Origin of the sequence: uncultured Dokdonia sp. (genome assembly GCF_947492535.1) — a bacterium.
GTDB lineage: Bacteria > Bacteroidota > Bacteroidia > Flavobacteriales > Flavobacteriaceae > Dokdonia.
Map to the genome: position 1 here is coordinate 41,702 of NZ_CANLNH010000005.1, position 24,194 is coordinate 65,895.

Consider the following 24,194-nt stretch of genomic DNA (forward strand, 5'->3'; position numbering starts at 1 on the left):
ATTAAGGTTTTATATAAGATCTGTCAAATGAGTTTTTTTCAACATGTTGTTTTATAAAATCAATGACTGCTATGAAATCTGATGCATCCATTTCAGTCTTACTGATGATGATGTTCTTTTTTGCATCTTTATGAAACAACACCATATGTTGTAACTTGACAAGTTTGTAACTTGAAATTTCAGTCCAATGTATTTTCTGATCTACTTTTTTATTTTTATAATTTAGATACGCATTTGTAAATTCAAAAGAACCATGATGTAACATGTCATTTACATTGTGATCTGGTATATATTCTAAGTAGATTTCTCTATATGCTTTATATCTTTTGTTGAGTAGGTAGTATCCGAAAATGACAAATGTTGAAGTAAGTAGCAAAAGACTACCCGCACTTCGCCATTTCAAGGCAACTGCTAGACTTCCTAAAACAAAAGCAATGACACCTATTATCAAAAGTAATTTACGAATTGTAAATACATCATGTTCTATAATAGGTATTGATGATTTCATTTTTATTAATTCAGTTTTATTTTTATTGTAGTGTTACAATTTACATATTTTGGAATATACTAGTTGGATGAGGCTGTCTAAAAAGCAACTTAATACGTCATTCTGAATTCATTTCAGAATCTTATCACATTAATTACCAATGTAATGAGAAACTGAAACAAGTTCAGTTTGACGATGGTTACATCTTTTTAGACGGCCTCATTTTACTATTAATTTAATCCCGAGCTTTCCTTTTTTGATATAACTCAATAGCTTTTAAGTAGTTGATGGCACCATTCATAGATAAATCATTAATAAATCCATCTAGTTCTGGATGATGTATACGAGTCCATTTTACTAAAGAATCCCTTTCTTTTTGCCATACTTCCCAATCTGCATTACTACAATCTTGGTTTTCAATTTTAGCTATTTTTCCTGATATAAAAGAAAATAAGTGAGTACAGGTAAGTGGGTTGTTTTTAAGAAACTCAAATCGAGGCGAGTGTACAGAAACAGTAGCAGATACCTTATCATCAAGTTTTTTTATCTCAATGATTTCATATACAGGTTTAAAAACAGAGTCCCATTTAAATTGTTCGTGATAACTCTTATGATTAAAAGGCATGATAAAATCACCTTCTATTAGTGTAAGACTATCTGATAGTGTGTTTTGAACCTGGCTGTAATTAGATGATTGAAAGCCATTATAATAATCGCTCACACGTTGGGAGATATCGTCTTTTTTATTAGCACAACTTATCGTAAAAAAGAGTATACATATATGAAATAAATACTTTTTCATAGGATGTTAATGATTGAGGTTTTATAGGTGATATTGATACTAATTATTCTTTTATAATCAGATTTCTAAATCGTCCAGAAGAACCGAATCCAGTCCAAATACCTATTGTTTTTGATGTTGTTGAAGTTAGCCTATCAACAATTAAAATAGGTTCAGGTATATTATTGACAAAAACTTTGACTGTTTTTTCTTCTATATGAATGATTGCTTTGAACCAATTGTCAGGATTTGGAGGTATCTTAATTTCATTTTCAAATTCTCCAGTTCTCTCTTTTCTAAGTTTTTTCCAAGTAAATTCTGGATGGTAAATGTATTGAACCATATGCTCTTTTCTTTTTTGTTCTTTGGCAACAAAGTTGAAAGGCCTGAAATATATAGCTTCATACGTTTTGTCATCTTGAATATTAAAAGCAACTCCAATGAAGCTTTTTCCTGGATTATTCTCCCCTAAAAGTTCTATTTCGATAATTCCTTTTTCAAATTCTATATCTTTAATTATTCCAATACCATCTCCATTTTTTGCATTCATTTCTACAGCATCTTGTTGCTCTCCGAATACTGATATCGAACGATTTACTGCCTTTATTTTCTTGTTTTGAACCTTATGAGATAAGTTGATCTCTTGTTGACAGAAAGCATTGAGAGAAAACAGAATAATTGTAATAAGGACACTCGTTTTTTGGGTTTTCATATTCTTAGTTTTAATTACCATTAACCATTTTTGTATATGACATGTTACAAGGTTCAAGTACTAAAGTTAGCAAATACAAACAGAATAGAAAACTCGCAAAAATTTTCAGTTATAGAGGAAAAGAAGCAATTACTTATAGTCCATTGTTGTAATTAGTTATTTTTCATCACTTTCTAAAACATCTCTTAATTCAATAATATCTTCTTTTACGAATTTATTTTTAACTAGCTTTAATGCTTTATTATTAAATATTTTAGATTTTTCATAGTCCTTTTTTTTGTAATAGCCGTTTGCTAAGTTGTAATAAAAATAGCTTTTTCTTTCATTGTTATTTACTTTGACAAATTTTAATCCTTTATTCAAAATTTCGATTGATTTGTCAAATTCTAATAGTTGATTATATGATTGACCAAAATTCAAATAAGTGATATTATTTGTGCTATCAATTTTTAATGATTTTTCGAAATAATAAATTGACTTTTTTTTGTTATTTAAATCTGCATAAATTCCAGCAACTGCATTAATAATGATAATATTTTCTGGCTCGATATTTAATGCTTTAAGGTATAGTTCTTTAGCTTTTTCAAAATTACCTTTAGCACTTTGTTCAGCTCCTAAATCTAAAATATCAGATGCAATACTATCATTTATTTTACCACGTTTATATTGATTTTTATTATGAATAGAAGTATCACCATTTTGTTTATGTATAATTTTTTCTGAATCTTTTATGCAACCGAAAAGTGAAAGTGTTATTAATATGAGTAGTACTTTTTTCATAAAATTAATTATACTATGTGTTTCTCTTTAAATATATGGATATAATTAACGTTCAAAAACTTGTTTTTAATAAAACTGTATTGTAGTGATTATTAATAACAGTTAATCCACCTGATTTTCATTAAAAGCACTTGGTAATAGAGTAGGAATAAACTTCATAAGAATAGGCAGTAGTATCGTTCCTCCAGGTAATAAAAATATCGCTAGAGAGGGAATGGTTTTACAAATATCTAACAACTGGTTTTTAACGACTTTTTTCTCATCGTCAGAGAGGTCACGTACAGTAGAATTTCCTAATAGAATTACTAAGTCTTTACTTTGTGTAATTTCTTTAATAAGGCGCTTCTTATTACGAAGTATTAAGGTAGAAACCGTTCGTGTGGTTTGGTTGTAAAAATGCTTAACGGGATTGCTATAATTCAGATAGGCAATATCTTCCTTATGTTCAGAAATAAAATGTCCAACCGCACTAAGGGAGGTTTCCTTCTCTGTTTCTGTGATATGGAGTTTTTGAGAGATTTCGTTCATAAAAATCTGCTCATGGGCGTCTATTTGTTCATCATCAAATAAGGATAAGGCACATAAGTCGAGTAAGTATAGTTGTTCTAGTGGTTGGGATACCACATTGCTTTGTATATCTTCTAGTGTGAGATTGTCACTTTTTATCGTAGTATTATAACGTATAGAACTCTCAAACAGTTTAATAAGCAGTTCGTTATAATGATCTTTATTTTCTTTTTGACGAAGTGCTAACCATACAATTTGAGTAAGGTTTTTTTCTAGGCATACGGCATAAGGTAATGGATCTTCGCCAGAAATTAGATAATGGTCAAAACTCAATACATCTAAGAATAATAATGCATTGGTAATAATATGACTAAAATTCTTTTTAAAGAGCGGTTCATTGGTTTGGATACGTTCTGTAATGATCTTCTCCAAAATTCTATAGTTGGCATCTGTAGAACTTCCTAATTTAATAGGCGGGCCTCCTTGATTTTTATTGAGGTGACTATAAAAAGAAATGATGCTTTTAATACAATCTGTCGCGCTTCCATTTTCTATACAATCAAAATAAGTGAAGGTAAGTGCATCAAATAAATTGATTTTTGTCTTTTCTTCTTCAGTCCATTTTAATTGTTCACTTTCTTCATCGCAAAGTGTTTTAATAGAGGTACCATAAATAAAGCCATTTTGTCTAAGTTGTCTATACATTTCTTCTTCATCCATAGGATGAGTATCCATAAACTGGAGTAAATATGGGAGATGTTTTTTTATCCAACCTAAGGCCGATGGGTTCATGTATCTATAACTTTATCACAAATGTAATTGAATTGCGGCAACCATATATTTCCTAAAGATAAAATTCTTCCATTTTTAGACATAAAAAAAGCTCAGCAATAGTGCTGAGCTTTTCATGTATATACTGAGATTAGTATCTCATATATATGCTATATCAAAGTCTGATTAGTTTACTGCGTTTCCTAACTCAGAACCAGCTTTGAATTTTACTACATTTTTAGCAGCGATTTGGATAGTTTTTCCAGTTTGTGGATTTCTTCCTTCACGAGCATTACGCTGAGATACAGACCAAGATCCAAATCCAACTAGAGAAACACGTCCTCCACTTTTAAGTGTTCCTTCTACGTTTCCTAAGAAAGACTCTAATGCTTTTTTTGCTGCTGCTTTAGTAATTCCTGCATGCTCCGCCATTCCATCAATTAATTCTGATTTGTTCATAATGTAAAATTTAATTAATTATTGTTACTTAAACTGTGTGTTTAATTCTACAACAAATTTATACGTAAAATTCACTCATGCAAGTAATAGCAAGGGAAATCGGCGATTTTGTTAATAAATCAAGGCGATTGTTAATAAAGAAGGCCTTTTTTGGCGATTTCTGTAAGCCCAATGGGAGTGCGGGTTTAGCGCATTTTGGCATTTTTGTTAAAATTATAGCCGTTTAAAAGTGACTTTACATCCATTTTTCGCTTGCCTGGAAGTTGTATTTCTGTAATAAAAAGGTATCCATTTAGGGTTGTGACTTTTAGGTGGCCATCTTCTATTTGAATCGTTCCTAAAGGCTCTTTTGCTTTATTTTTTTCTGAAGTTTCTGTATACGCTTTAACGCTTTGCTCTCCTTCCAGTTGTGAATCTCTCAAGTTCGATTTCGCGAAAGCGTTATAAATTTTAACTCGTTCTTCTTTATCATTATTTATAAGGTAACACCAAGCTGCTGGATATGGACTCAAACCTCGTATATGATTATGGATAGTTTGGGTAGGTGCTTCCCAATTAATTTTTGTGTTTTCTGGATATAATTTATACGCTGTTTTGAGGTCGCCAGATTGCGGTTGTATGTGGGTGGTGACAGTGCCTTCTGCAATGGCATTTACAGTCTTCGTTACAAGACCTGCTCCCAGATGCATTAAACGGTCGTGGAGACTTCCTGCATTTTCATTTTCTCCTATAGAAAGACGCTCTTGAAATATAATGGCGCCGGTATCTATTTTCTCATCTATAAAAAAGGTAGTGACGCCTGTTTCTGTCTCTCCATTGATAATAGCCCAATTAATAGGAGCAGCTCCACGATATTGAGGTAGGAGGGACGCATGTAAATTAAAAGTGCCATATTCTGGCATTTTCCAAACCACAGCTGGAAGCATACGAAAGGCAACAACAATTTGAAGATTGGCATTTAATGCTTCTAGTTCCTTATGAAAATCTTCATTTTTAAGATTAGTAGGTTGTAGTATGGTGAGTCCTTGGGATTCTGCATATACCTTTACAGCACTCTTACGTACCTTTTGTCCTCTTCCTGCAGGTCTATCTGGTGCTGTAATCACACCAGCGATTGTATAGTCTTGTGTAACTAAAGTTTCTAATATGGTAACGGCAAAGTCTGGTGTGCCCATAAAAACGATGCGTATGTCTCTCATAATATCTTATATGTATTTACTGGGGTAAGTGTAATCTTTTTTTGATCTAAAAGCAATTGTAATGTCGTAATAATTTCAGTTTCGGTATACGGCAACTCAGACAGCTCACGGGAACTTAGGTCTTTTCGCGAAAGCGCATATAAAATAGCTTCTGTAATAGTACCACTTTGTTTTGAGGTTGTATTTTGAGACAAACAAACGTCGCAAGTACCACAAGGTGTTGTTACCTCTTCTCCAAAATAGGAGAGTAGTTGTATATTTCTGCAAGTAGTTGTGTTTGCTACATAGTTTTTTATGGTCGCTATTTGTTGCTTTTTATAATTGGCCTGTGTGGTAATATGAGGCGCAATCACATGAATGGTACGATCATCTTCTCGAGGAACTAAAAAGGTAATAGCCGTGTCATAGCTTTGATGATCATAGGTAATGATATCATCTTTGGCTAACATTAATAATGCATTGTGTACCTTATCTATAGAAGTACCTGCTTTATTTGCAATGACACTATAGTTTATGGCGGTAGGTTGTTCAAAAATACCCCCATAAGTACGCAGTATTGTTTTTACAATCTCATCCCATTGCGGATTTTTAATCAAGTAATACGTCAGAGCCACATCGGTAACATTAAATGTTACGGTTGCTTTTTTAGTAAACTCTTGCGATAAGCTTATAATACTATTACGATCTAAAGCCAATAATGCATTATAGGTACGCATGGTGGGTAAGGAGTAGGTTTGGCAAAACGTACTGAAATTAAATCGGTGGTTGCTTTCTTCCCCTTCGCCATAAGAGATTTGAAAGTAATTATTGAGTCGGCTATAGATTTCTTTTACGAATGCTACCGTGGGAATGACTTGCAAAAACTGATTGTTAAGGCGTATGATATCATTCTCATTATATATAAGGACAGCCTTAGACGATTGACCACTTCTACCAGCACGTCCGGCTTCTTGAAAATAGTTTTCTAAACTATCAGGAATTTCTAGATGTACAACCGTATCTACATCGGCTTTGTCTATGCCCATTCCAAAGGCATTGGTACTGACCATGACCTGTGTTTTATTATCTCGCCAGTCTTTATAATGTGTGTGTCTGTCTTCTCGTGACATCCCTCCATGATAATAAGTAGCGGTAATCCCTCTACTTTTTAAAAACTGGGCTGTGTTTATGGTTGCTTTTCGATTGCGGACATATACTATAGCGCTTTTGGAGGTGTTTTTTAGGATTTGCTCAAGGCGAAAATTCTTATCGGCGCTATGAATAAGGGTGTAGGTGAGGTTTTCCCTATGATATGAACCTTTACAAAGCAATGGGTCTGCCAATTGTAATTCTTCGGTAATATCCTGAATTACTTTGGGAGTAGCTGTTGCTGTAAGCGCAATGATAGGGGTGTTGGGTTTTATTTCGCGTAAGCGGGCAATTTTACAATAAGCAGGTCTAAAATCATGTCCCCATTGTGAGATACAATGTGCCTCATCTACTGCAATGAGAGAGACATTCATCTGCTTGATACGTTCTATCACCAGCTCTTGTTGTAATCGTTCTGGCGATACATATAAGAGTTTGTAATTGCCATAAATACAATTATCTAATAGTGCATCAAGATCACTATAGCGTATTCCGCTTGTAATGGCTAGTGCCTTAATTCCTTTCTCCTGAAGGTTCAGGACTTGGTCTTTCATTAAAGCAATCAATGGCGAAACAACAATGGCAATTCCTTCACTGGCTAAAGCGGGTATTTGATAGCATACCGATTTACCTCCACCCGTTGGTAATAAAGCAATGGTGTCTTTGCCATTTAAAATGCTTTGTATACTATCTTCTTGTAAAGGTCTAAAGGAGTCATATCCCCAATATTGTTTTAGTATGTCTTTTGGGGTGTGCTTCAACCCTTTAGTGTGTTTAAAATGAATGATGCTCTAGCAGCCACGTCGCCTTTGGGAACTTCAATAGGTGCATATCCATAGGCTTGATAGGTCGCTATTAAATGATCTTGTATCTGTTGTGCTTGCTCAAAGCTCTCGTAGCGTTCTCCATCGGTTTGATGGATTTCTTTCCACAGGGGAAGTATAAATACGATGTCATATATATACTTCTTACAGTCGTTAACGAATTCTTTTGTGTATTCTTGTCCTATGTAGTCCATATATGCCACAGTGTCAGGAATGCCTCTGTCTAGAAATACATACTTAGTATCATAGGTAGTAACATCTTGAAACTGTTGTATTCGCGCATCTTTTAACAATTGACTGAACAGCAATGGTTTCTCTAGAAAAAGCTGATCTATCCCTTCGTTTTGTGCCTTTTTTATAACATCTCTTGATATTTCCTCAAGGCAAGGATATCCAAGTGTTTTAAGATGATTGATAAGTGTTGTCTTTCCTGTAGAGGGACCTCCTATCAGTAAAATGCTTTTTGGCATAAAAATGGTACTATTACTATTTATTAATTGAGTTTACTGTAATAAAACACCCTTTTTTGCCTTTCTATTTCATGAAAAAAATAAACCGTAGCTTATGCTATGCTTTATTTTTCTTTCTCATATAAAGAAAAAAACCATTATTTTATTTTTCAATAAATTCAATTAATACCTAGTATAATTTAGACAAAATTAGGTAAACCAAGACGAACAACAAATTTATATGCTTGTCTTATCTTTGCCAACTTAAATAAACGGTATGACACCCAATAATAATCAAGAAGAGTTTTATAAAAAATTAAAAGAACAGCTTAGTGATACATCACTATGGCCCGCTCCTTATTTATATAAATTTATAGTGCCTACAGATCTCTCTAAAATAAAGGAGATAGAAGATATTTTTGATCATACAGGTGCTGTTATTAATAGAAAAGAATCTCGTACAGGTAAATATACTAGTGTATCTATAAATGTGCGTATGAAAAATCCTGATGCAGTAATCGCAAAATATAAAGAAGTAGGAAAAGTAGAAGGCGTTATTTCTTTATAATAGTACGTTTTAAATATATGAACAGGTGTGGAACTTCCACACCTGTTTTTTTTTAGAAAAAGAATTCTGATGAAACTATTACATCTTTTTTGCAATATGCGCATATTTGGTGTAGATTTACACCAAAAAGAAATTATGGCACGACAGAGTATTTCATTTACAGATCCGAATGATGAATGGTTAAAATCTCAAGTGGATAGTAAAGAGTATGCTAGTAAAAGTGAACTCATTAACGATTTAGTGCGACAAGCTAGAAAGCAACAAGTGCAAGTTGACTGGATTACAGCTAAGCTTGAAAGAGCAGAAAAGAGTGGCTTTACTGCAGATACTAAAGAGCAGCTATTAACACAATCTAAGTCATTACTTAATGGCTAACTACAGACTCAGTAACGTAGCAAAAGAAGATATTATTAGGATTCATCAATATGGTGTTAAGAAATTTGGAGTAAAACAAGCAGATAGTTACTTTGAGTCATTTTTTCAATATTTCGAAATTATAGCACAACGTCCTTTATCTTTTGAATCTGTTGATTATATAAGAAGAGGTTACAGACGTTGTGTTTGTGGATCAGATACTATTTATTACAGAATAGGGAGTGATACTATTGTCGAAATTATGACCATCATAGGAAAACAAGATTTAGATAGTATTCGTTAAACTACTTCTGTCTTCTCTTGTTTATACCATACATACGAGTAGATAAGAGGAATCAGTGTGATGACTCCAAGAATCACAAAAAATACAACTAAGTTTTGTGATTGTGGTAGTAAAAGAGAAGCTACAATAACAGCAATGCCTCCTACGACCCATAATCTTCCAGCGAGTCTATGTGTTTTTTTCCATACCGTAGCACTTTCTAATGTCCATGGTGAGCGTAATCCTACAAAATAATTAGGTTTTACAGACGGGAGGTAATTCCCTAAAGCTGTAAAAAAGACCCCAATGAGTATCAAGAGGATATTTGGATTTGACATGGACTCTTGTTTGGTAGCATATAAAAGATAAAGCCCCAACACAGTTAAAAATAAGACCACAATAAACTTGAGCTGATAAAACTTAGCCCCCATTTGTTTGATCTGTTTTTTAGGATCAATTTTAGGGATAATGCTCATTAATATATAGCCTAAAAATGAAGTTGCAAATGGAATGATCCAAAGCAGTTGTTTAGAGCCTCGATCATCTATTTGTCCCTCAATATTCCAGTGTGTTGGTACTATATCTGGCAAGCTTGTATAAATAAAAGCTAGATATAGAAATGGTAATACAACAATACATAGTAACGGAAATTCTTTACGTGCATTCATAATAATGGCTGTTAATAGGTTAATTTTTTAAGTGAATAATCCATTGCATGACCTCTTCTAAAATGGTCGTGTTAAGACTATACGTCACATATTGTCCTTTTTTAATACTACTTACAAGATTGGCTTGCTTTAATAAATCCAGATGATGTGAGATACTAGGTTTTGAAATATCAAATGCGGCTGCGATTTCTCCAGCGGTGAGATCCTTTTCTTTTAAAAGATTTAGAATCTCTCTTCGTGTCTCGTCATTAAGAGCTTTAAATAGTTTGTTCAAGTAATTAAGTATTTAGACAAATATCTAATTAATAGACGTAATTTTCAAAAAATGTTACATGTTTTGTTTAAAATAATTATGAGATATCCGCCTACGCGGATATGGATAGAAGCGTTTACCTTCAGAAATTCCTTTGTTTATGGGGTTTACGCTTGCGCGAAATTGTATATTGAATGATCTGAAAAAGAGAAGAAAGAAAAGAGAAAAGAGAAAAGAGAACATAGACTAAAATAGCTTACTACTTTGAATTAAAGTGTTACACTATTTTGAATGATTGGGAAATAGTAATGGGATATCCGCCTTCACGGATATGAAGAGAAGCGTTTCCTCTAGAAAGACGCTGTGCTGAGCTTGCCGAAGCAGGGGACTAAGGGATGTGTCCATATGGAGTATGTTTTAAAAAATACTAAGTACGCTTGTGCGAACCTGCCTACCAGAAGACAATAACTTGTGAAGGATGAGTTCTAATTGTTAGTCAAAAAGATATAAGTTACGGAGTATACGATTTCCTTCTTCAAGGAAATGAAATCGAAATTACCGAGTGTTTAAAAAAGAGAAAAGTGGTTTAAGTAAGGGGATAAATAGTAACTATTTTTAAATAAATGGTTTAACGGTTTTATGAGGTGTGGTGTTGGCGGTTGGCAGGTTAGATTATGTAAGTAAAAGAAATGTATTCTAAGTAAGTAAAATACTATCACCAAATTCTCTTGAGAACGAATTTTTATCTTTGAATTGACTTTCTTCAATAAATAACAATACATCTTGTTTAAAATTCATATAGCCTACAATCGAATCGGGTTTTTTGATGAAATTTTCTATAAACTTACAATAGAGTGGGTACGTAGCAGAAAATCCAAGATTTGTGACTAAACTACCCATAAAACCATTTGTGAATAATGACCCTATAAGGGCAACAAGAATAGTATAGGTAATCTTTCCTTTAACTATTTTAGAATTTCGAATTTGTGTATAAACATCTTCTTTTATCCATATCGAGTATAATAGCAAGTAAGTGGCGGTTTTTTTTGATATTTTGTTTTGGTTCAACCCCCAAAAAATTACTTGTTGCAAATGATTGAACTTATCTTTGGCAAATTTATCTATTAGTGAAGCACATAAGTCTTCAAATTGTAATGAGTTAAATTTCTTGTAATTGATAGTATTTAATAACAACTCTTCTTCAAATTCTTGACTAAAATTATTAATTAAATTATCAACCATTCGATCATAATTGCTAATATAAAAATCGACTCTTTTGAATGTTTTTCGAACTTTTTGTTGATTAATAGCTTCTTTTTCGTTGACAAATTGATTAAAGATATGGCTAGGATTATTTTCAATATAATCTAGCAGAACGGATATGGCAGGAAGAACTTCATTATAATAAATGTATTTAAATCTAAAAGCTTTCCAATCAATCTCATAATTGTTACCTATAAATTCAGGGTAAAGATCCAAAATCAAGTTGCCGCTTCCAAATTCATAAAAGTACTTTTCTTTAGCATAAATTTTATCAACGAGTTCGTCAATCGAATTAGGGTTTTTTCTAAGAAGGTTTGCCATATATAATTCCATATACAATGCAGGTAAGAAATGATCATTTTCACTGTTAACACTTTTAAAACAGAAAAATGCTTTATCATTCTCACCGATTAACAAATAAATATGACCTGCATAATATAATTGAGAATGGTCCCAAGTTTTATAATCAATACTCTCCATTAATTGAGTTATTCGATTAACTTCTTCCTGTTTTAACGATTCAAAAGACTTCAATGAGCAAAGAAAATAGTACATGTCGAAGAATTTCCCTTTTGTATTAACTAACAATTGTTCAAAAAATATAGCGCTAATTATTGGATCTCCCATTTGGTAATGTATAATTCCTGCTACTCTATTTTTCTGATTATCAGTCCACGTTTGATCCGGAATTAATGTGAGAATTAATAAAGCTTCTTTCGATTCATTCTCTGCTTGCAACAAAATGTTTCTTTTATAGTTTGTAATTAGTAATACAGGAAAGATCTCATAATACAATCTTATTATCCAAAATGGAGCAGAATGATTTTCTAATTCTGCTAGGTATTTTGGAAGAAACAACTTAAATTCATTATTATCAATAGTGAATGCCTTAAGAAAATTTGCTTGAGCAGCTCCATATTGATTTAACCTCAATAAAGTTAGAGCCCTTCCAGTGTATGCATCAAAACCATAGGGCATTAAGTCAATAGAGTTTTTATAGGCATTTAATGATTTCTCGTATTTACCAACTAATCTGTATGATTCGCCTATTGAATTCCAAGAACTATATAATTTAGGCTCAACTTTCGTTGCAATTATAGAAGCATCTAAGGCCTTAAAATACATTCTATTACCTTTGTGTGCAGTTGATAAATAGATATATGGAAATGCGTTTTCACCTCTCATCGAAATCAATGTTTTAATATCGAGGATAGCTTTGTTAAATAGTTTGAGTCGAATTAACAATGAAACTTTTGTAGTCCAAAGAGAATAATCGTTTGGCTCAATTAAAATTGCATCTTAAATTTTTTTTAGAGCGGAATTGAATTTTCTCTGCCTTTGAAGTTGTATTGCTTGTATCAATAGAGAATCTTTCTTGGATAAATTGGAATTCATAAACTCAGAGCATATTATTTCTTTTTAAGATGAAGTTAGTTCTGCTTAACACCAACGTTTTTGTATATGGTTAGTTGTGTGGTTTAGTAGCTAATTTAGTAAACAAATACGAACCCGAGAAAATTCCGAAGGAATTTTCTCGGGTTCGTATTTTCCAAAGCAGTTAATTATACACGTCTTTGTTGGAAATAGTTATTTTCTTGGAATTTGGTAGTTAAGTAAGTCATAGTAATATGCTCTCATCTCACTAGAACACTGAATTAATGAATATCTTGCAATATTTGAAGTGTACTTTTCAATGTGTTTTTCAACTACTAAATCAGTCGATAAATGTGAAGCGAAAGCAAAAATAAATGATATTTTCTTGTCGAAAAGAGCTTTAAATTCGTCTAATGATAATTTATTAATATCATATTTTTTCTCAACTAATCTTTTATATATTTTCTCTAATAATGGTTTTTTCTTTGTTCCTAATGTTTCTCTTAATCGACGAGCAGAAATTGTGATTTGATTTGTTAATTCTCTGATTTTCGATTGAAAACCATACTTTACATGAATTAAATATAAATTATTATCATCGTAATACATAATATCACACAGTTCTAATCCATCTGCAATTATTGTGTCTATGACAATATAATTTGGTTTTGGATTATATTTAAAATTATATTCTCCCTCAGTTCTTATAACACTTTTGTCCCAAGATTCTGTTAGAATGTTGATTGGCGCTTTATATGTATTTAATACATGTTTCGTATTGGTTTTTAAATCTTCTACAAATGTATCTTGTAATCGATACCATTTAGTATCAACTAAAAAAACTGGAGTACCATCAAAAGGAAATTCGGTTGATATATGAAATAAAAATCCAGAACCCATAGAATGTTTACCATCTTGATAACAAGTTACATATGCGCTTCTAACGAAATTCATAAACTTAAACCTATCACTAACTCCAAAACGTTCTACAGCGCGTATTAAAACTGCATCATAGATATCATTTCTGTCATGAACAATTTTGAATACTGTATAACCTCCATTATCTGTTTTTTCTTTGAGTCTAAATTCGTCAGCTTCATAGAATTTTTCAATGTTGTTTGGATTACAAAAATCGTGTTGAAAAGATTTATGAGCACTAGAAATCCTACTTCCTAAATTCTCAGTATCATTAAATAATCTTGTAATTAATTCTTGATGTAGAAGATTTTCGGTAAGATTTTTATCTGTTATTTCTTTGTAAGAATCTAAATAGTCGGAAGGTGCAAGCTCTGATATGACTACTAATTCTTTAATGACTAAATGCAATTCATTAAAATCAACATTTTTCTTTATTTTGAAAGCTTTACTAACGTAAATTTGAATTCTATCCGAGTCTTTATTTTTTAGGAAATTAAAATGTAAATCTGTAGTTTCTTGACTTAGTTTTAAGTGAATTTCCTGAGTTACCTTTCCAAACTTTATATAATCTATTATTCTGTAATTATTCCTGAATTGTTCGCTTAATCCAGCACGAGAACCTGTTATACCTCTAGACTTAATTGATGCAATTTCATCAAATTCAGGTTGCATAATTCTTGAATATACATTTAACCCAAAAGACTTATCTATAAAAGGTAAAATGATTTGGAATGCATTTCCACCAATAATACAGTAAATATCATATTCAGTCTCGACAAAAAGAACCAAAGAAAGTTTTTGTTCGGTAAATCCTTCACTACTTGTAAGTTCTTTGGGGAGAAAATCCTTCCATATTGAAACTGTTTCATTTGAGTCGTATAAATATAAATAGTAAGTGATATCATCTCTTATTATTCGTTTTAAAGAAGATGTATCAAATTTTCCTTTAATTCCTTGCTTTTTAAATTCAGTATTGATTATTTTCTCAATAATTAATTTACAGCTAGCTAATTTTTTTAAAAGTCTATGCTCTTTGTCAATCCTATATATTTTAGGATTTTGTGTCATTTGATTACTGGTTTTATAATTATTCCTAACGGTCTTGTATATGGCGCGTTGCTATCTTGATTAGTTCATATAATTAAGTCGTGACTGAGTTTTATTTGTTGGGGAGATTTTAAAGTTAGCCAAATTCTGGCAATGTGCTATATACCCTGTTACCTGCTGGCGATTACTATCTAAAGTGACTTCCTTGGTTACTAATCCACTTCTTCTTTTCCTCTTCAAAGTTGGTTTCTGTTAGACTGAGGTTATAAAACTCCTTGATAGAACTTAAGAAGATTTCGGAATTAATTAAGTCACTCACAAAAAGATCATTAGCTATATAATCTTGCCCTTTCAGATATGTTAATTTGTTATTTAAATCATCTGATATTTGTTCAATTACTCCCATTGTAACAAATCCGATGTTTACAAAGAACAAATTTTTAATGTCGTTGATTTCTTGAATTTCAAGATTTGTTTTAAAAATAAGTCTTTTTATAACCTCTGTTGAATTATATATACCGTTGGAGAAGGTCTCTAGACTAGAAATATTTCTGGTGTAAATTTTTAAATTTTTGATTGTCGCTTGTTTTAACTCAGCTTTATATTCTTTATCATCGGTGTAAGTTCCTGGATGTACTTTTTCAATGGTTTCATCCAAATAATATATGGCTTCGCTTCCTTCCACTATTGTTCCTGTCGACCTACTCAAGGATAATTCTTTAATACTTTTTTCAAAACGTTCTAGCTGATGGAAAACTATATTAGTTGTTCTATTCATTAAAAACTCTTTTCTTGTTGCTGAAAGCTCTTCTCGTTGAAGTTGTAGTTCGGTTGATTGAATGTTTAATGACTTAATTGCTGCTGTAGTCGCCGCTTTTTGATCTTCTAGAGCTTCTGATTGTTTGTTCAGTGCCGCATAAAAGAGGATTACCCCAGCGAGGGCCCATATAGAACCAATTACACCACCAATAAAATCTCCTAATTGTCCAACTTTATCTGATTTAATCTGGTTCGAAAAATCAAATAATTTTTCGCCGAATTGAAAAGAAATTAAAGCCAAAATAATTAGGGTAATTCCTGTCCAAATTAAAAATTTACTCGATCTTTCAGTGAATATTTTCATTTCTTTCTTCAGCTTACTGGTAACTAGTATATATCATTCCCTATACGATAGCGCTATAGTTAGATTATTTTCTTCCAAATGTAATTTAATTTTTAAAAAATGCAGCTGTAATTCGTTGTAATTTAGATGTTTTGTGTGCCTTTAAGTTGTACTCGCTACCGTATACAAACCAATTCAAATACGTATAAACGTTTGTAATTAGAATGAAAACTACCCATTCCAAAACACTCCACCTTACGGAAACCCGTAAACACGTTTAAAATGGTGCTCTATATATTTTCGCGAACCTGCCTGCAGGAAGGTAGGAGCGGAAAAAAGAAAAAAGAGAAAAGAGAAAAGAATATAGAATATAGATTTTTACCAACTTTATACGATCTAATAAGAGCTAATGACTAAAAGCTATCGACTATCGAATGATTGGAGATGAATGATTGGAGATTAACGATTGTTGATTGTTGATTGTTGATTGTTGATTGTTGATTTTTGAATTTTAAAACGAACAACCGTACAGATTGTAAAGTCTAAGAACTAATAGCTAAAGACTAATAACTACCGACTAAAAAGTGATTGTTGATTTTTGAATTTTAAAGGGATTAACTTAAATCAGCTAAATACAGGTAACTAATAGCTAAAGACCAATAGCTAAGGACTACCGACTAAAAATGATTGCTGATTTTTGAATTTTAAAGGGATTAACTTAAATCAGCTAAGTACAGGTAACTAATAGCTAAAGACTAACAGCTAATAGCTAGATTTTAAAACATATTAAAAAGTCAAAATAAATTTAAACTAGAGTTTGCACAATTTTTAGTATTTTGCAACTGTTTATATATAGTAAACAAACTTCACTTAATTTTTTACAGTTGATAGATCAATTAGAATACAATACAGAGAGAGATCACTTGATCATTCCAGAATATGGACGCCATATTCAAAAGATGGTAGACCAAGTGACAGAGATAGAAGATAGAGAAGAACGTAATAATATGGCAAAGGCTATTATATCTGTGATGGGTAATTTACAGCCGCATTTAAGAGATGTGCCAGATTTTCAACATAAGCTTTGGGATCAGTTATTTATTATGTCTGATTTCCAACTAGATGTAGATTCTCCTTTTGGAAAACCTTCTAGAGAAGAGCTTGCTGAGCGCCCTGAGCCATTAGGGTATCCTCAAAACTTTCCTAAATACCGATTTTATGGTAATAACATCAAACGTATGATTGATGTTGCTGTAGGATGGGAAAAAGGAGAAATGCGTGATGCCTTAGAGTATACCATCGCAAATCACATGAAGAAGTGTTTCCTTAATTGGAATAAAGATACCGTAGAAGATGATGTGATTTTTGATCATCTTTTTGAGTTGAGCAAAGGAGACATTAATCTTCGCGAAAAGGATGAAACCTTACGTGAGTCTGAAAAACTAATCAGAGCGACTAAAAAAGCAAAAGCAGCAGATCATCCGGTTAAAAAATCTAAAAATTACGGTCGTAAAAAACGATACTAACACCTTTCTTTATAGCATTACATGGGTACATTTCAAATAGAAGGAGGACATCAACTTAAAGGTGAAATCCAACCACAAGGAGCAAAAAACGAAGCATTACAAATTTTATGTGCTGTATTATTAACTCCCGAGAAAGTAACTATTACTAATATTCCTGATATCAGAGATGTCAATAAACTGATCCATATCTTAGGGAATTTAGGTGTGAAAATTCAAAAACTTGGAAAAGGTTCCTATACGTTTAAAAGTGATGCCCTTCAATTAGATTATTTAGAAAGTGAACTTTTTAAAGAAGAAGGAAGTGGCTTACGTGGATCTATTATGATCGTGGGACCATTATTAGCTCGATTCGGAAAAGGATACATTCCGCGTCCCGGAGGTGATAAAATCGGTCGCCGCCGATTAGATACCCACTTTGAAGGATTTATCAAACTAGGCGCTGATTTTAGATACAATAAAGAAGAGCGTTTCTATGGTGTAGAAGCACCAGATGGTCTTACAGGTACGTATATGCTTCTGGATGAAGCATCGGTTACAGGAACGGCAAATATTGTAATGGCTGCCGTACTTGCTAAAGGAAAGACAACGATTTATAATGCAGCTTGTGAACCCTATTTACAGCAACTTTGTAAAATGCTCAATAGCATGGGTGCAAAGATTACGGGCGTAGGATCAAACATGCTTCATATAGAAGGTGTTGAATCCCTAGGGGGTTGTGAGCATCGTATTTTACCTGATATGATTGAGATTGGTTCTTGGATCGGACTTGCCGCCATGACTAAAAGTGAAATCACTATTAAAAATGTAAGCTGGGATGATTTAGGTGTGATTCCAAATACCTTTAGAAAATTAGGAATTACGCTTGAACGCAAAGGCGATGATATTTATATCCCTGCGCATACAGAAGGCTACCAAATAGAAAGTTATATCGATGGTTCTTTTATGACCATTGCAGATGCGCCTTGGCCAGGATTTACACCTGATTTATTGAGTATCGTTTTGGTAGTTGCCACACAAGCTAGAGGCGAAGTAATGGTACATCAAAAGATGTTTGAAAGTCGTCTGTTCTTTACAGATAAACTAATAGACATGGGTGCCAAAATTATTTTATGTGATCCGCATCGTGCTACAATTATAGGACATGACTTCAAGTCAACGCTTAAAGCAACCACAATGGTGTCTCCAGATATACGTGCTGGAATCTCCTTGCTTATTGCCGCTTTGAGTGCTAAAGGAACGTCTATCATTCATAATATCGAGCAAATTGACCGAGGATATGAAAATATAGACGAACGCCTTCGTGCGATTGGTGCAAAGATTATCAGAACAGCATAGTTTCCCAAAAGATAAAAGAACATAGAAAATATAGCATAGACTTAAAATAGAATACTACTCTATTTTGAGAATATAGTTCCCTAATAACAATTCCTCCTCCTTTGGGAGAAGGCTAGGATGAGGGGAAACTTAATGCTTTTTATTATATAAATTCTGTATACGCTCCTGCCTGCCGGCAGGCAGGTTCGCGAAATCGAACCAGTGAGATTCACGACCCTAGGGAGAGCGAAGCGATAAAGCGTATAAAATAGAAACCTCAAAATAGAGTAACACTCTAATTTAGAGTAGTACTCTATTTTTAAATATTGATCTATAAAATTGGAGATTACTGATTGTCGATTTAAGATTTTTGAAGTATTTTAATTAACGATTAACGATTAACGATTAACGATTAAGAATGACAGTCGATTGAAAGTTTTGAACTAAAAATACAATCACCCAATTCTATGATTCTTGCTTTTGATACCCATTATTTTGACGACAAGGCAAAGACTGTTGCTGTTCAGTTTGAGCATTGGGCAGATGAAGTACCTACGCAGGTATATTCAGAAATAATTACAGGCATTGCTGCCTATGAGTCCGGATCATTTTATAAAAGAGAACTGCCTTGTATTCTAAGTCTTTTAAAACAAGTCGATCTCACTACAATCAACCTTATAATCATTGATGGTTTTGTTGTGCTGGATGATAAAGGCGCACTAGGTCTCGGCGGCTACTTATATGAAGCTTTAGATGAACAAATTCCAATTATTGGGGTTGCTAAGAATAACTTTGCAAAAATAGACACCTTAAAAATGCCTGTCCTTCGAGGGGATAGTAAAAAACCACTATATATTACTGCAAAAGGAATCTCACTTCAAAAAGCAGCATCTCATATTCAAGACATGCATGGAGACTATCGTTTTCCGACTTTATTAAAAGAAGTAGATCGGTTAGGGAGGGAATAAAAAATGAGAAGCATATGCATACACTTCTCATTATCCATATTTGTTTTAGAAATTAATTACCCCATTAAGACTTCTAAAGGATCCATTAGGTTACTTATAAGACTATCGCCATCAGTACATGTTTGTCCCTCACAACAGTTTGGATTGGATTCATTACTTCCATCACAAGTACTTGATACAACGCAGAATACCGTGCAGTCTTCTAAATTACAAGTATCTGTAATTACTTCACAATCTCCTTCATCTCCAGAAGTGTCACATTGGTTTTCATAATTTCCTCCAAATATACCATTGTTAAAATTACAAGAAGGGCCACTAAATGAAAGACCTTTTGCAGTTTGAATCAGGTAAATAGTATTTTTCTCACCTTTTTTTGTTAGATAATTAAGTGCAACTACCTTTTTAATTTTCATTCCTTTTGCATTCAGTTTTTTCTTAGATAAATACTTTTGATACTCTTTTAGAGCAACTGCTTTTACTTGATTTAGTTTTGCATAATCAGAAAGAATAAAGCTCAATGTTTTATTGACAGCTTGTGATTTGTTTTTTTGCGCATTTCCTACAAGGGTAAAAGACAAAAATAATACGATGGTTAATGTGATGGTTTTCATACAAATTGAATTAAAGTTTATATTATTTATAGATCAATAGTTATTCTATTGAATGGGTCAAAATTAGTTTAAGGCCTTGTAGGAGAAGACAGGTAAAAGCCCCTTTTTTCTATATGAATTCATTGATTTTGTGTGTTTTAGTATTTAAATTGATTGTTCTTTTGTAAAAGAAATGTGATAAAATATTCAAGATAAAGTGATACTCTTTTTACTTATTTTTGCACCCTCAAAATAAACCAATGATTGCAGTAGATAATTTAGCCGTAGAATTTAGTGGAGATACGTTGTTTAGTAATGTATCCTTTTCTATTAATGAGCAAGATAAGATAGCCTTAATGGGGAAAAATGGCGCTGGAAAGTCTACCATGATGAAGATTATTGCAGGTGTTCAAAAAGCCACTCGCGGAAATGTTCGTACCCCTAAAGATGCTGTCATTGCGTATTTACCACAACACCTACTTACCGATGACGATTCTACGGTCATGGAAGAGGCCTCTAAAGCGTTTGCGCATGTATTTGAGATGAAGGCAGAAATGGATCGGTTGAATAAAGAGTTGGAAACACGTACCGATTATGAATCTGATGCCTACATGGATATCATTACAAAGGTGTCTGATCTTGGTGAGAAGTTTTATGCAATAGAAGATACCAATTATGAGGAAGAGGTAGAAAAGGCACTCAAAGGATTGGGATTTAAAAGAAGTGATTTTAATAGACCTACTAGCGAATTTAGTGGAGGATGGCGTATGCGTATCGAACTGGCTAAAATCTTACTTCAAAAGCCAGATCTTATTTTGCTAGATGAGCCTACCAATCACGTAGATATCGAATCTGTGATTTGGTTAGAAGACTTCTTATTGAATAAAGCAAAAGCTGTTATTGTGATTTCTCACGATAAAGCATTTATTGATAACATTACCAATCGTACTATTGAAGTAACGATGGGACGTATTTATGATTATAAAGCGAACTATTCTCATTATTTAGAATTACGCGCAGATCGTCGTACACATCAAATAAAAGCGTATCAGGAACAGCAAAAATTTATTGCTGATAATAGAGCGTTTATAGAACGTTTTAAAGGAACCTATTCTAAAACAAATCAAGTGTCTTCACGAGAACGTATGCTTGAAAAGCTTGAAATTATAGAGATTGATGAAATAGATACTTCTTCTTTAAAACTTCGATTCCCGCCAGCGATGCGTTCTGGGGATTATCCTGTAAAGGTGGAAGACTTAACAAAAGCATATGATGATCATGTGGTGTTTAAAGATGCCAATATGTCTATCGCTCGAGGCGAAAAAGTATCCTTTGTGGGTCGTAATGGAGAAGGGAAGTCTACGATGATTAAATCAATCCTTGGTGAGATTGATTATGAAGGATCTTGTGAGTTAGGTCATAATGTAAAAGTAGGCTACTTTGCACAAAACCAAGCAGCATTACTAGATCCAGACTTAACCATCTTTCAAACAGTAGATGAGGTTGCAAAAGGAGATGTGCGTACGCAGATTAAAAATATCTTAGGACGTTTTATGTTTGCAGGTGATGATATTGACAAGAAAGTAAGTGTCTTGTCCGGAGGAGAAAAAACACGTCTGGCGATGGTAAAACTCTTATTAGAACCTGTGAACCTATTAATATTAGATGAGCCTACAAACCATCTTGATATAAAATCTAAAGATGTTCTTAAGGAGGCATTACAGAATTTTGATGGCACCTTAATCTTGGTGTCTCACGATCGCGATTTCTTACGCGGACTTTCTAAGAAGGTATTTGAGTTTAAAGAAAAGCGCGTGATCGAACACTTTGAAACCATCGATGATTTCTTACAACGTAATCGTATTGAAAACCTTAAGCAAATTAATCTAATGGCTTGATAGCCTGATTAGATAGCCGTTGTATCTAAGCTTTTATAAAAATACACACTCTTGATGTAAAGATAATTTAGTACATTACTAGTCTAAAAATCGAGATATGGGGGAAAAATTACTCTTTTTTATAGGCTTAGTTTGCTGTTATAATACATTCGGACAGTCTTATTTTGAAAATCAATCTGAAGCTCTTGGCGCAAATATTCAATTTGAAGGATATACGTTAGGTGTCGGTATTTCTTTTTATGATTATAATGATGATGGTTTAGATGATATTACATTAGCAGCTGCAAATGGTGGGGATCATATATTTCTAAAAAATGAAGGAGGCTACTTTGTCGTTGACGATTTAGATATTTCAAATGGTGGAGAACAAGCAAAACAAGTGATTTGGGTAGACTATGATAATGACGGGGATGCAGATTTTTTCTCAGCGAGTGATCAAAGTAAATGTCGCTTATTTCGTAATGATGGTGATGGGGTGTATGTAGAAGTGAGTGAAGAAAGTGGTATTCCAGGAACTGTTTTTGATTTTTTTGGAGCATCATGGGGAGATTATAATAATGATGGTTTTTTAGACATATTCTTAAGTATAAGAGACCCTAATCAGATAGATTATAATCAGTTATATAGAAATAATGGAGACGGTACATTTACAGATGTAACGGTAGAAGCTGGCCTAGATCTTGAAGGTTTCTTATCGTTTTGTGCTGCCTTTTTTGACTATGACAAAGATGGTTTTCAAGATATCTATGTAGCCAATGATAAGTTTTCTACACCTAACTTATTGTATCATAATAACGGAGATGGGACTTTTGAAAGTGTAGGTGAAACTACGGGGACAGGAGTCTATATGGGAGCTATGTCTACGACCATAGATGATTATAATAATGATGGTTGGTTAGATATCTATGTAACTAATTTCTACCCACCAGAGGCTGAAGGTGGTGTTGTTGGTAATGCTTTTTTGCGTAATAATGGTGATGGTACTTTTACCAATATTGCCGAAGAAAATGGAACCCGATTTGATAGTATTGGCTGGGGTGCTGTATTTCTAGATGCAGACAATGATACAGATCATGATTTATATGTTAGTGGGAACATAAGTGACCAGAGTGAATTTCTAGAAGCTGCTTTTTATGAAAATCAAGGTGATGACACATTTTTGATTCCAGAAACAGCTGGATTTGAAGGAGATGTTGGTAGTAGTTATTCAAATGCATTGGGAGATATAGATAATGATGGATACCCAGAAATTATTGTAATGAATAATGGCTTTGAAGAGATATATCTATGGAAAAATGAAACGCCTCAAGATAATAACTGGCTTAAAGTTAAATTAGAAGGAACAGAAAGTAACCGCATGGGAATAGGCTCTTGGATTCGAATAGGTATTAATGGAGAAGAGCAGTATCACTATACACTTTGTGGAGAAGGGTATTTAGGACAAAATAGTGCCTATGAATTTTTTGGACTTGGTGACGCTACGACCGTAGATTTTATAGAAGTTACTTGGTTAAGCGGACAGGTAGATTATCATGAAAATATAGAGGCTAACGTATCTCTGACAATTATAGAAGGAGAAGAACTCTTGAGTGTAGCAGAAACTTCCATTACTAATGATTTTAATGTGTTCCCGAATCCAGTAGATGCTAACGGTATCTTATTCTTTAAAAGTAAAAATGCAATAGAAGGAGACCTTACTCTGTACGATACAACAGGAAAAGAAGTTGTAAAATCTACAATTAATGGAGATACGGGACAACTTCAAGTACAAAATGTATCTTCAGGATTCTATATCCTTAACGTTGAAACTCAAAATAGTATCGAATCTTTAAAGGTGATCATTAAGTAAAAGAAGAATAAAAAAATAAAAGAGACTGTCTAAAAAGGAATTTAATACGTCATTCTGAATTCATTTCAGGACCTTATCAAATTAGTTGTCAATCTAATGAGAAACGGAGACATGTTCAGTTT

At 33.0% G+C, this 24,194-nt stretch carries 23 protein-coding genes; 8 read left to right on the forward strand and 15 right to left on the reverse strand.

Annotated features, from left to right (window positions below; translation table 11 throughout):
• Window position 1 precedes the first annotated feature (1 nt).
• The 9 genes from Q1A60_RS08080 to Q1A60_RS08120 form a co-directional block, all read right to left on the reverse strand.
• A complete protein-coding gene (locus Q1A60_RS08080) occupies window positions 2-508 on the reverse strand; it encodes a hypothetical protein (RefSeq protein WP_299768096.1) in 507 nt (168 codons plus the stop codon).
• Between the two features lie 214 nt (window positions 509-722).
• Entirely contained in the window at window positions 723-1,289 is a 567-nt protein-coding gene (locus Q1A60_RS08085; protein WP_299768094.1) for a hypothetical protein, read from the reverse strand.
• Between the two features lie 43 nt (window positions 1,290-1,332).
• Window positions 1,333-1,980: a hypothetical protein gene (locus Q1A60_RS08090; protein WP_299768092.1), complete on the reverse strand. Its 648-nt coding sequence runs from the start codon at window positions 1,978-1,980 to the stop codon at window positions 1,333-1,335.
• Window positions 1,981-2,136: 156 nt separating this feature from the next.
• Entirely contained in the window at window positions 2,137-2,760 is a 624-nt protein-coding gene (locus Q1A60_RS08095; RefSeq protein WP_299768090.1) for a hypothetical protein, read from the reverse strand.
• Window positions 2,761-2,862: 102 nt separating this feature from the next.
• Window positions 2,863-4,059, reverse strand: a complete 1,197-nt coding sequence (locus Q1A60_RS08100; RefSeq protein WP_299768088.1) for an LETM1-related biofilm-associated protein — start codon at window positions 4,057-4,059, stop codon at window positions 2,863-2,865.
• Between the two features lie 165 nt (window positions 4,060-4,224).
• Complete coding sequence (locus Q1A60_RS08105) at window positions 4,225-4,497, reverse strand: HU family DNA-binding protein (protein WP_299681025.1); 273 nt, start codon at window positions 4,495-4,497, stop codon at window positions 4,225-4,227.
• A gap of 185 nt (window positions 4,498-4,682) precedes the next feature.
• Window positions 4,683-5,696 (reverse strand): methionyl-tRNA formyltransferase, encoded by a 1,014-nt coding sequence (gene fmt, locus Q1A60_RS08110; RefSeq protein WP_299768086.1) that lies wholly within the window; start codon window positions 5,694-5,696, stop codon window positions 4,683-4,685.
• Window positions 5,693-7,585: an ATP-dependent DNA helicase RecQ gene (locus tag Q1A60_RS08115; protein WP_299768084.1), complete on the reverse strand. Its 1,893-nt coding sequence runs from the start codon at window positions 7,583-7,585 to the stop codon at window positions 5,693-5,695. The genes fmt and Q1A60_RS08115 overlap by 4 nt, the downstream gene beginning before the upstream one ends.
• Entirely contained in the window at window positions 7,582-8,118 is a 537-nt protein-coding gene (locus Q1A60_RS08120; RefSeq protein WP_299768082.1) for an ATP-binding protein, read from the reverse strand. Before Q1A60_RS08120 ends, Q1A60_RS08115 begins: the two co-directional genes overlap by 4 nt.
• Before the next feature lie 256 nt (window positions 8,119-8,374).
• Here Q1A60_RS08120 and Q1A60_RS08125 point away from each other — a divergent pair, with 256 nt between their 5' ends.
• From Q1A60_RS08125 to Q1A60_RS08135, 3 genes are all read left to right on the forward strand, one after another.
• Window positions 8,375-8,665: a DUF493 family protein gene (locus Q1A60_RS08125; RefSeq protein WP_299768080.1), complete on the forward strand. Its 291-nt coding sequence runs from the start codon at window positions 8,375-8,377 to the stop codon at window positions 8,663-8,665.
• A 69-nt stretch (window positions 8,666-8,734) separates the two neighbouring features.
• Window positions 8,735-9,040, forward strand: a complete 306-nt coding sequence (locus Q1A60_RS08130; protein WP_363322579.1) for a CopG family transcriptional regulator — start codon at window positions 8,735-8,737, stop codon at window positions 9,038-9,040.
• Window positions 9,033-9,323 carry a type II toxin-antitoxin system RelE/ParE family toxin gene (locus Q1A60_RS08135; RefSeq protein ID WP_299681039.1) on the forward strand — a complete coding sequence of 97 codons (291 nt, stop codon included), beginning with the start codon at window positions 9,033-9,035 and terminating at the stop codon, window positions 9,321-9,323. Before Q1A60_RS08130 ends, Q1A60_RS08135 begins: the two co-directional genes overlap by 8 nt.
• On the opposite strand, the gene Q1A60_RS08140 is transcribed toward Q1A60_RS08135, so the two are convergent.
• The 5 genes from Q1A60_RS08140 to Q1A60_RS08160 all read right to left on the reverse strand — a co-directional run bounded on the left by Q1A60_RS08140 (window position 9,320) and on the right by Q1A60_RS08160 (window position 15,948).
• Window positions 9,320-9,970, reverse strand: a complete 651-nt coding sequence (locus Q1A60_RS08140) for an SdpI family protein (RefSeq protein WP_299681042.1) — start codon at window positions 9,968-9,970, stop codon at window positions 9,320-9,322. The genes Q1A60_RS08135 and Q1A60_RS08140 overlap by 4 nt on opposite strands.
• 19 nt (window positions 9,971-9,989) lie before the next feature.
• Window positions 9,990-10,244, reverse strand: a complete 255-nt coding sequence (locus Q1A60_RS08145; protein ID WP_299681045.1) for an autorepressor SdpR family transcription factor — start codon at window positions 10,242-10,244, stop codon at window positions 9,990-9,992.
• Between the two features lie 675 nt (window positions 10,245-10,919).
• Window positions 10,920-12,671, reverse strand: coding sequence for a hypothetical protein (locus Q1A60_RS08150; RefSeq protein ID WP_299768076.1), 1,752 nt, complete (start codon window positions 12,669-12,671; stop codon window positions 10,920-10,922).
• A 402-nt stretch (window positions 12,672-13,073) separates the two neighbouring features.
• Window positions 13,074-14,846, reverse strand: coding sequence for a DUF6119 family protein (locus Q1A60_RS08155; protein ID WP_299768073.1), 1,773 nt, complete (start codon window positions 14,844-14,846; stop codon window positions 13,074-13,076).
• 166 nt (window positions 14,847-15,012) lie between these two features.
• Window positions 15,013-15,948 (reverse strand): hypothetical protein, encoded by a 936-nt coding sequence (locus Q1A60_RS08160; RefSeq protein WP_299768069.1) that lies wholly within the window; start codon window positions 15,946-15,948, stop codon window positions 15,013-15,015.
• Window positions 15,949-16,811: 863 nt separating this feature from the next.
• Here Q1A60_RS08160 and Q1A60_RS08165 point away from each other — a divergent pair.
• From Q1A60_RS08165 to Q1A60_RS08175, 3 genes are all read left to right on the forward strand, one after another.
• Window positions 16,812-17,453: a DUF4290 domain-containing protein gene (locus Q1A60_RS08165; RefSeq protein ID WP_299768066.1), complete on the forward strand. Its 642-nt coding sequence runs from the start codon at window positions 16,812-16,814 to the stop codon at window positions 17,451-17,453.
• A 21-nt stretch (window positions 17,454-17,474) separates the two neighbouring features.
• Window positions 17,475-18,788: a UDP-N-acetylglucosamine 1-carboxyvinyltransferase gene (gene murA, locus Q1A60_RS08170; RefSeq protein ID WP_299768063.1), complete on the forward strand. Its 1,314-nt coding sequence runs from the start codon at window positions 17,475-17,477 to the stop codon at window positions 18,786-18,788.
• Window positions 18,789-19,234: 446 nt separating this feature from the next.
• A complete protein-coding gene (locus Q1A60_RS08175; RefSeq protein WP_363322580.1) occupies window positions 19,235-19,735 on the forward strand; it encodes an endonuclease V in 501 nt (166 codons plus the stop codon).
• Window positions 19,736-19,791: 56 nt separating this feature from the next.
• Here the strand turns inward: Q1A60_RS08175 and Q1A60_RS08180 are convergent, their stop codons facing one another.
• Complete coding sequence (locus Q1A60_RS08180) at window positions 19,792-20,346, reverse strand: hypothetical protein (RefSeq protein ID WP_299768059.1); 555 nt, start codon at window positions 20,344-20,346, stop codon at window positions 19,792-19,794.
• Between the two features lie 239 nt (window positions 20,347-20,585).
• Between Q1A60_RS08180 and Q1A60_RS08185 the strand changes: the two genes are divergently transcribed.
• Complete coding sequence (locus Q1A60_RS08185) at window positions 20,586-22,223, forward strand: ABC-F family ATP-binding cassette domain-containing protein (RefSeq protein ID WP_299768056.1); 1,638 nt, start codon at window positions 20,586-20,588, stop codon at window positions 22,221-22,223.
• Between the two features lie 97 nt (window positions 22,224-22,320).
• Window positions 22,321-24,072, forward strand: a complete 1,752-nt coding sequence (locus tag Q1A60_RS08190; protein ID WP_299768053.1) for an FG-GAP-like repeat-containing protein — start codon at window positions 22,321-22,323, stop codon at window positions 24,070-24,072.
• The last annotated feature ends 122 nt before the right edge of the window (window positions 24,073-24,194 follow it).

What these genes read in the sequence shown, in the direction of transcription:
- Q1A60_RS08150 (WP_299768076.1), bottom strand. Translation starts at nt 12,671, where the DNA reads ATGAGAGGTGAAAACGCATTTCCATATATCTATTTATCAACTGCACAC.
- fmt (WP_299768086.1), bottom strand. Translation starts at nt 5,696, where the DNA reads ATGAGAGACATACGCATCGTTTTTATGGGCACACCAGACTTTGCCGTT.
- Q1A60_RS08180 (WP_299768059.1), bottom strand. Translation starts at nt 20,346, where the DNA reads ATGAAAACCATCACATTAACCATCGTATTATTTTTGTCTTTTACCCTT.
- Q1A60_RS08090 (WP_299768092.1), bottom strand. Translation starts at nt 1,980, where the DNA reads ATGAAAACCCAAAAAACGAGTGTCCTTATTACAATTATTCTGTTTTCT.
- Q1A60_RS08125 (WP_299768080.1), top strand. Translation starts at nt 8,375, where the DNA reads ATGACACCCAATAATAATCAAGAAGAGTTTTATAAAAAATTAAAAGAA.
- Q1A60_RS08080 (WP_299768096.1), bottom strand. Translation starts at nt 508, where the DNA reads ATGAAATCATCAATACCTATTATAGAACATGATGTATTTACAATTCGT.
- murA (WP_299768063.1), top strand. Translation starts at nt 17,475, where the DNA reads ATGGGTACATTTCAAATAGAAGGAGGACATCAACTTAAAGGTGAAATC.
- Q1A60_RS08185 (WP_299768056.1), top strand. Translation starts at nt 20,586, where the DNA reads ATGATTGCAGTAGATAATTTAGCCGTAGAATTTAGTGGAGATACGTTG.
- Q1A60_RS08130 (WP_363322579.1), top strand. Translation starts at nt 8,735, where the DNA reads ATGAAACTATTACATCTTTTTTGCAATATGCGCATATTTGGTGTAGAT.
- Q1A60_RS08105 (WP_299681025.1), bottom strand. Translation starts at nt 4,497, where the DNA reads ATGAACAAATCAGAATTAATTGATGGAATGGCGGAGCATGCAGGAATT.
- Q1A60_RS08100 (WP_299768088.1), bottom strand. Translation starts at nt 4,059, where the DNA reads ATGAACCCATCGGCCTTAGGTTGGATAAAAAAACATCTCCCATATTTA.
- Q1A60_RS08160 (WP_299768069.1), bottom strand. Translation starts at nt 15,948, where the DNA reads ATGAAAATATTCACTGAAAGATCGAGTAAATTTTTAATTTGGACAGGA.
- Q1A60_RS08085 (WP_299768094.1), bottom strand. Translation starts at nt 1,289, where the DNA reads ATGAAAAAGTATTTATTTCATATATGTATACTCTTTTTTACGATAAGT.
- Q1A60_RS08120 (WP_299768082.1), bottom strand. Translation starts at nt 8,118, where the DNA reads ATGCCAAAAAGCATTTTACTGATAGGAGGTCCCTCTACAGGAAAGACA.
- Q1A60_RS08175 (WP_363322580.1), top strand. Translation starts at nt 19,235, where the DNA reads ATGATTCTTGCTTTTGATACCCATTATTTTGACGACAAGGCAAAGACT.
- Q1A60_RS08155 (WP_299768073.1), bottom strand. Translation starts at nt 14,846, where the DNA reads ATGACACAAAATCCTAAAATATATAGGATTGACAAAGAGCATAGACTT.
- Q1A60_RS08190 (WP_299768053.1), top strand. Translation starts at nt 22,321, where the DNA reads ATGGGGGAAAAATTACTCTTTTTTATAGGCTTAGTTTGCTGTTATAAT.
- Q1A60_RS08095 (WP_299768090.1), bottom strand. Translation starts at nt 2,760, where the DNA reads ATGAAAAAAGTACTACTCATATTAATAACACTTTCACTTTTCGGTTGC.
- Q1A60_RS08140 (WP_299681042.1), bottom strand. Translation starts at nt 9,970, where the DNA reads ATGAATGCACGTAAAGAATTTCCGTTACTATGTATTGTTGTATTACCA.
- Q1A60_RS08135 (WP_299681039.1), top strand. Translation starts at nt 9,033, where the DNA reads ATGGCTAACTACAGACTCAGTAACGTAGCAAAAGAAGATATTATTAGG.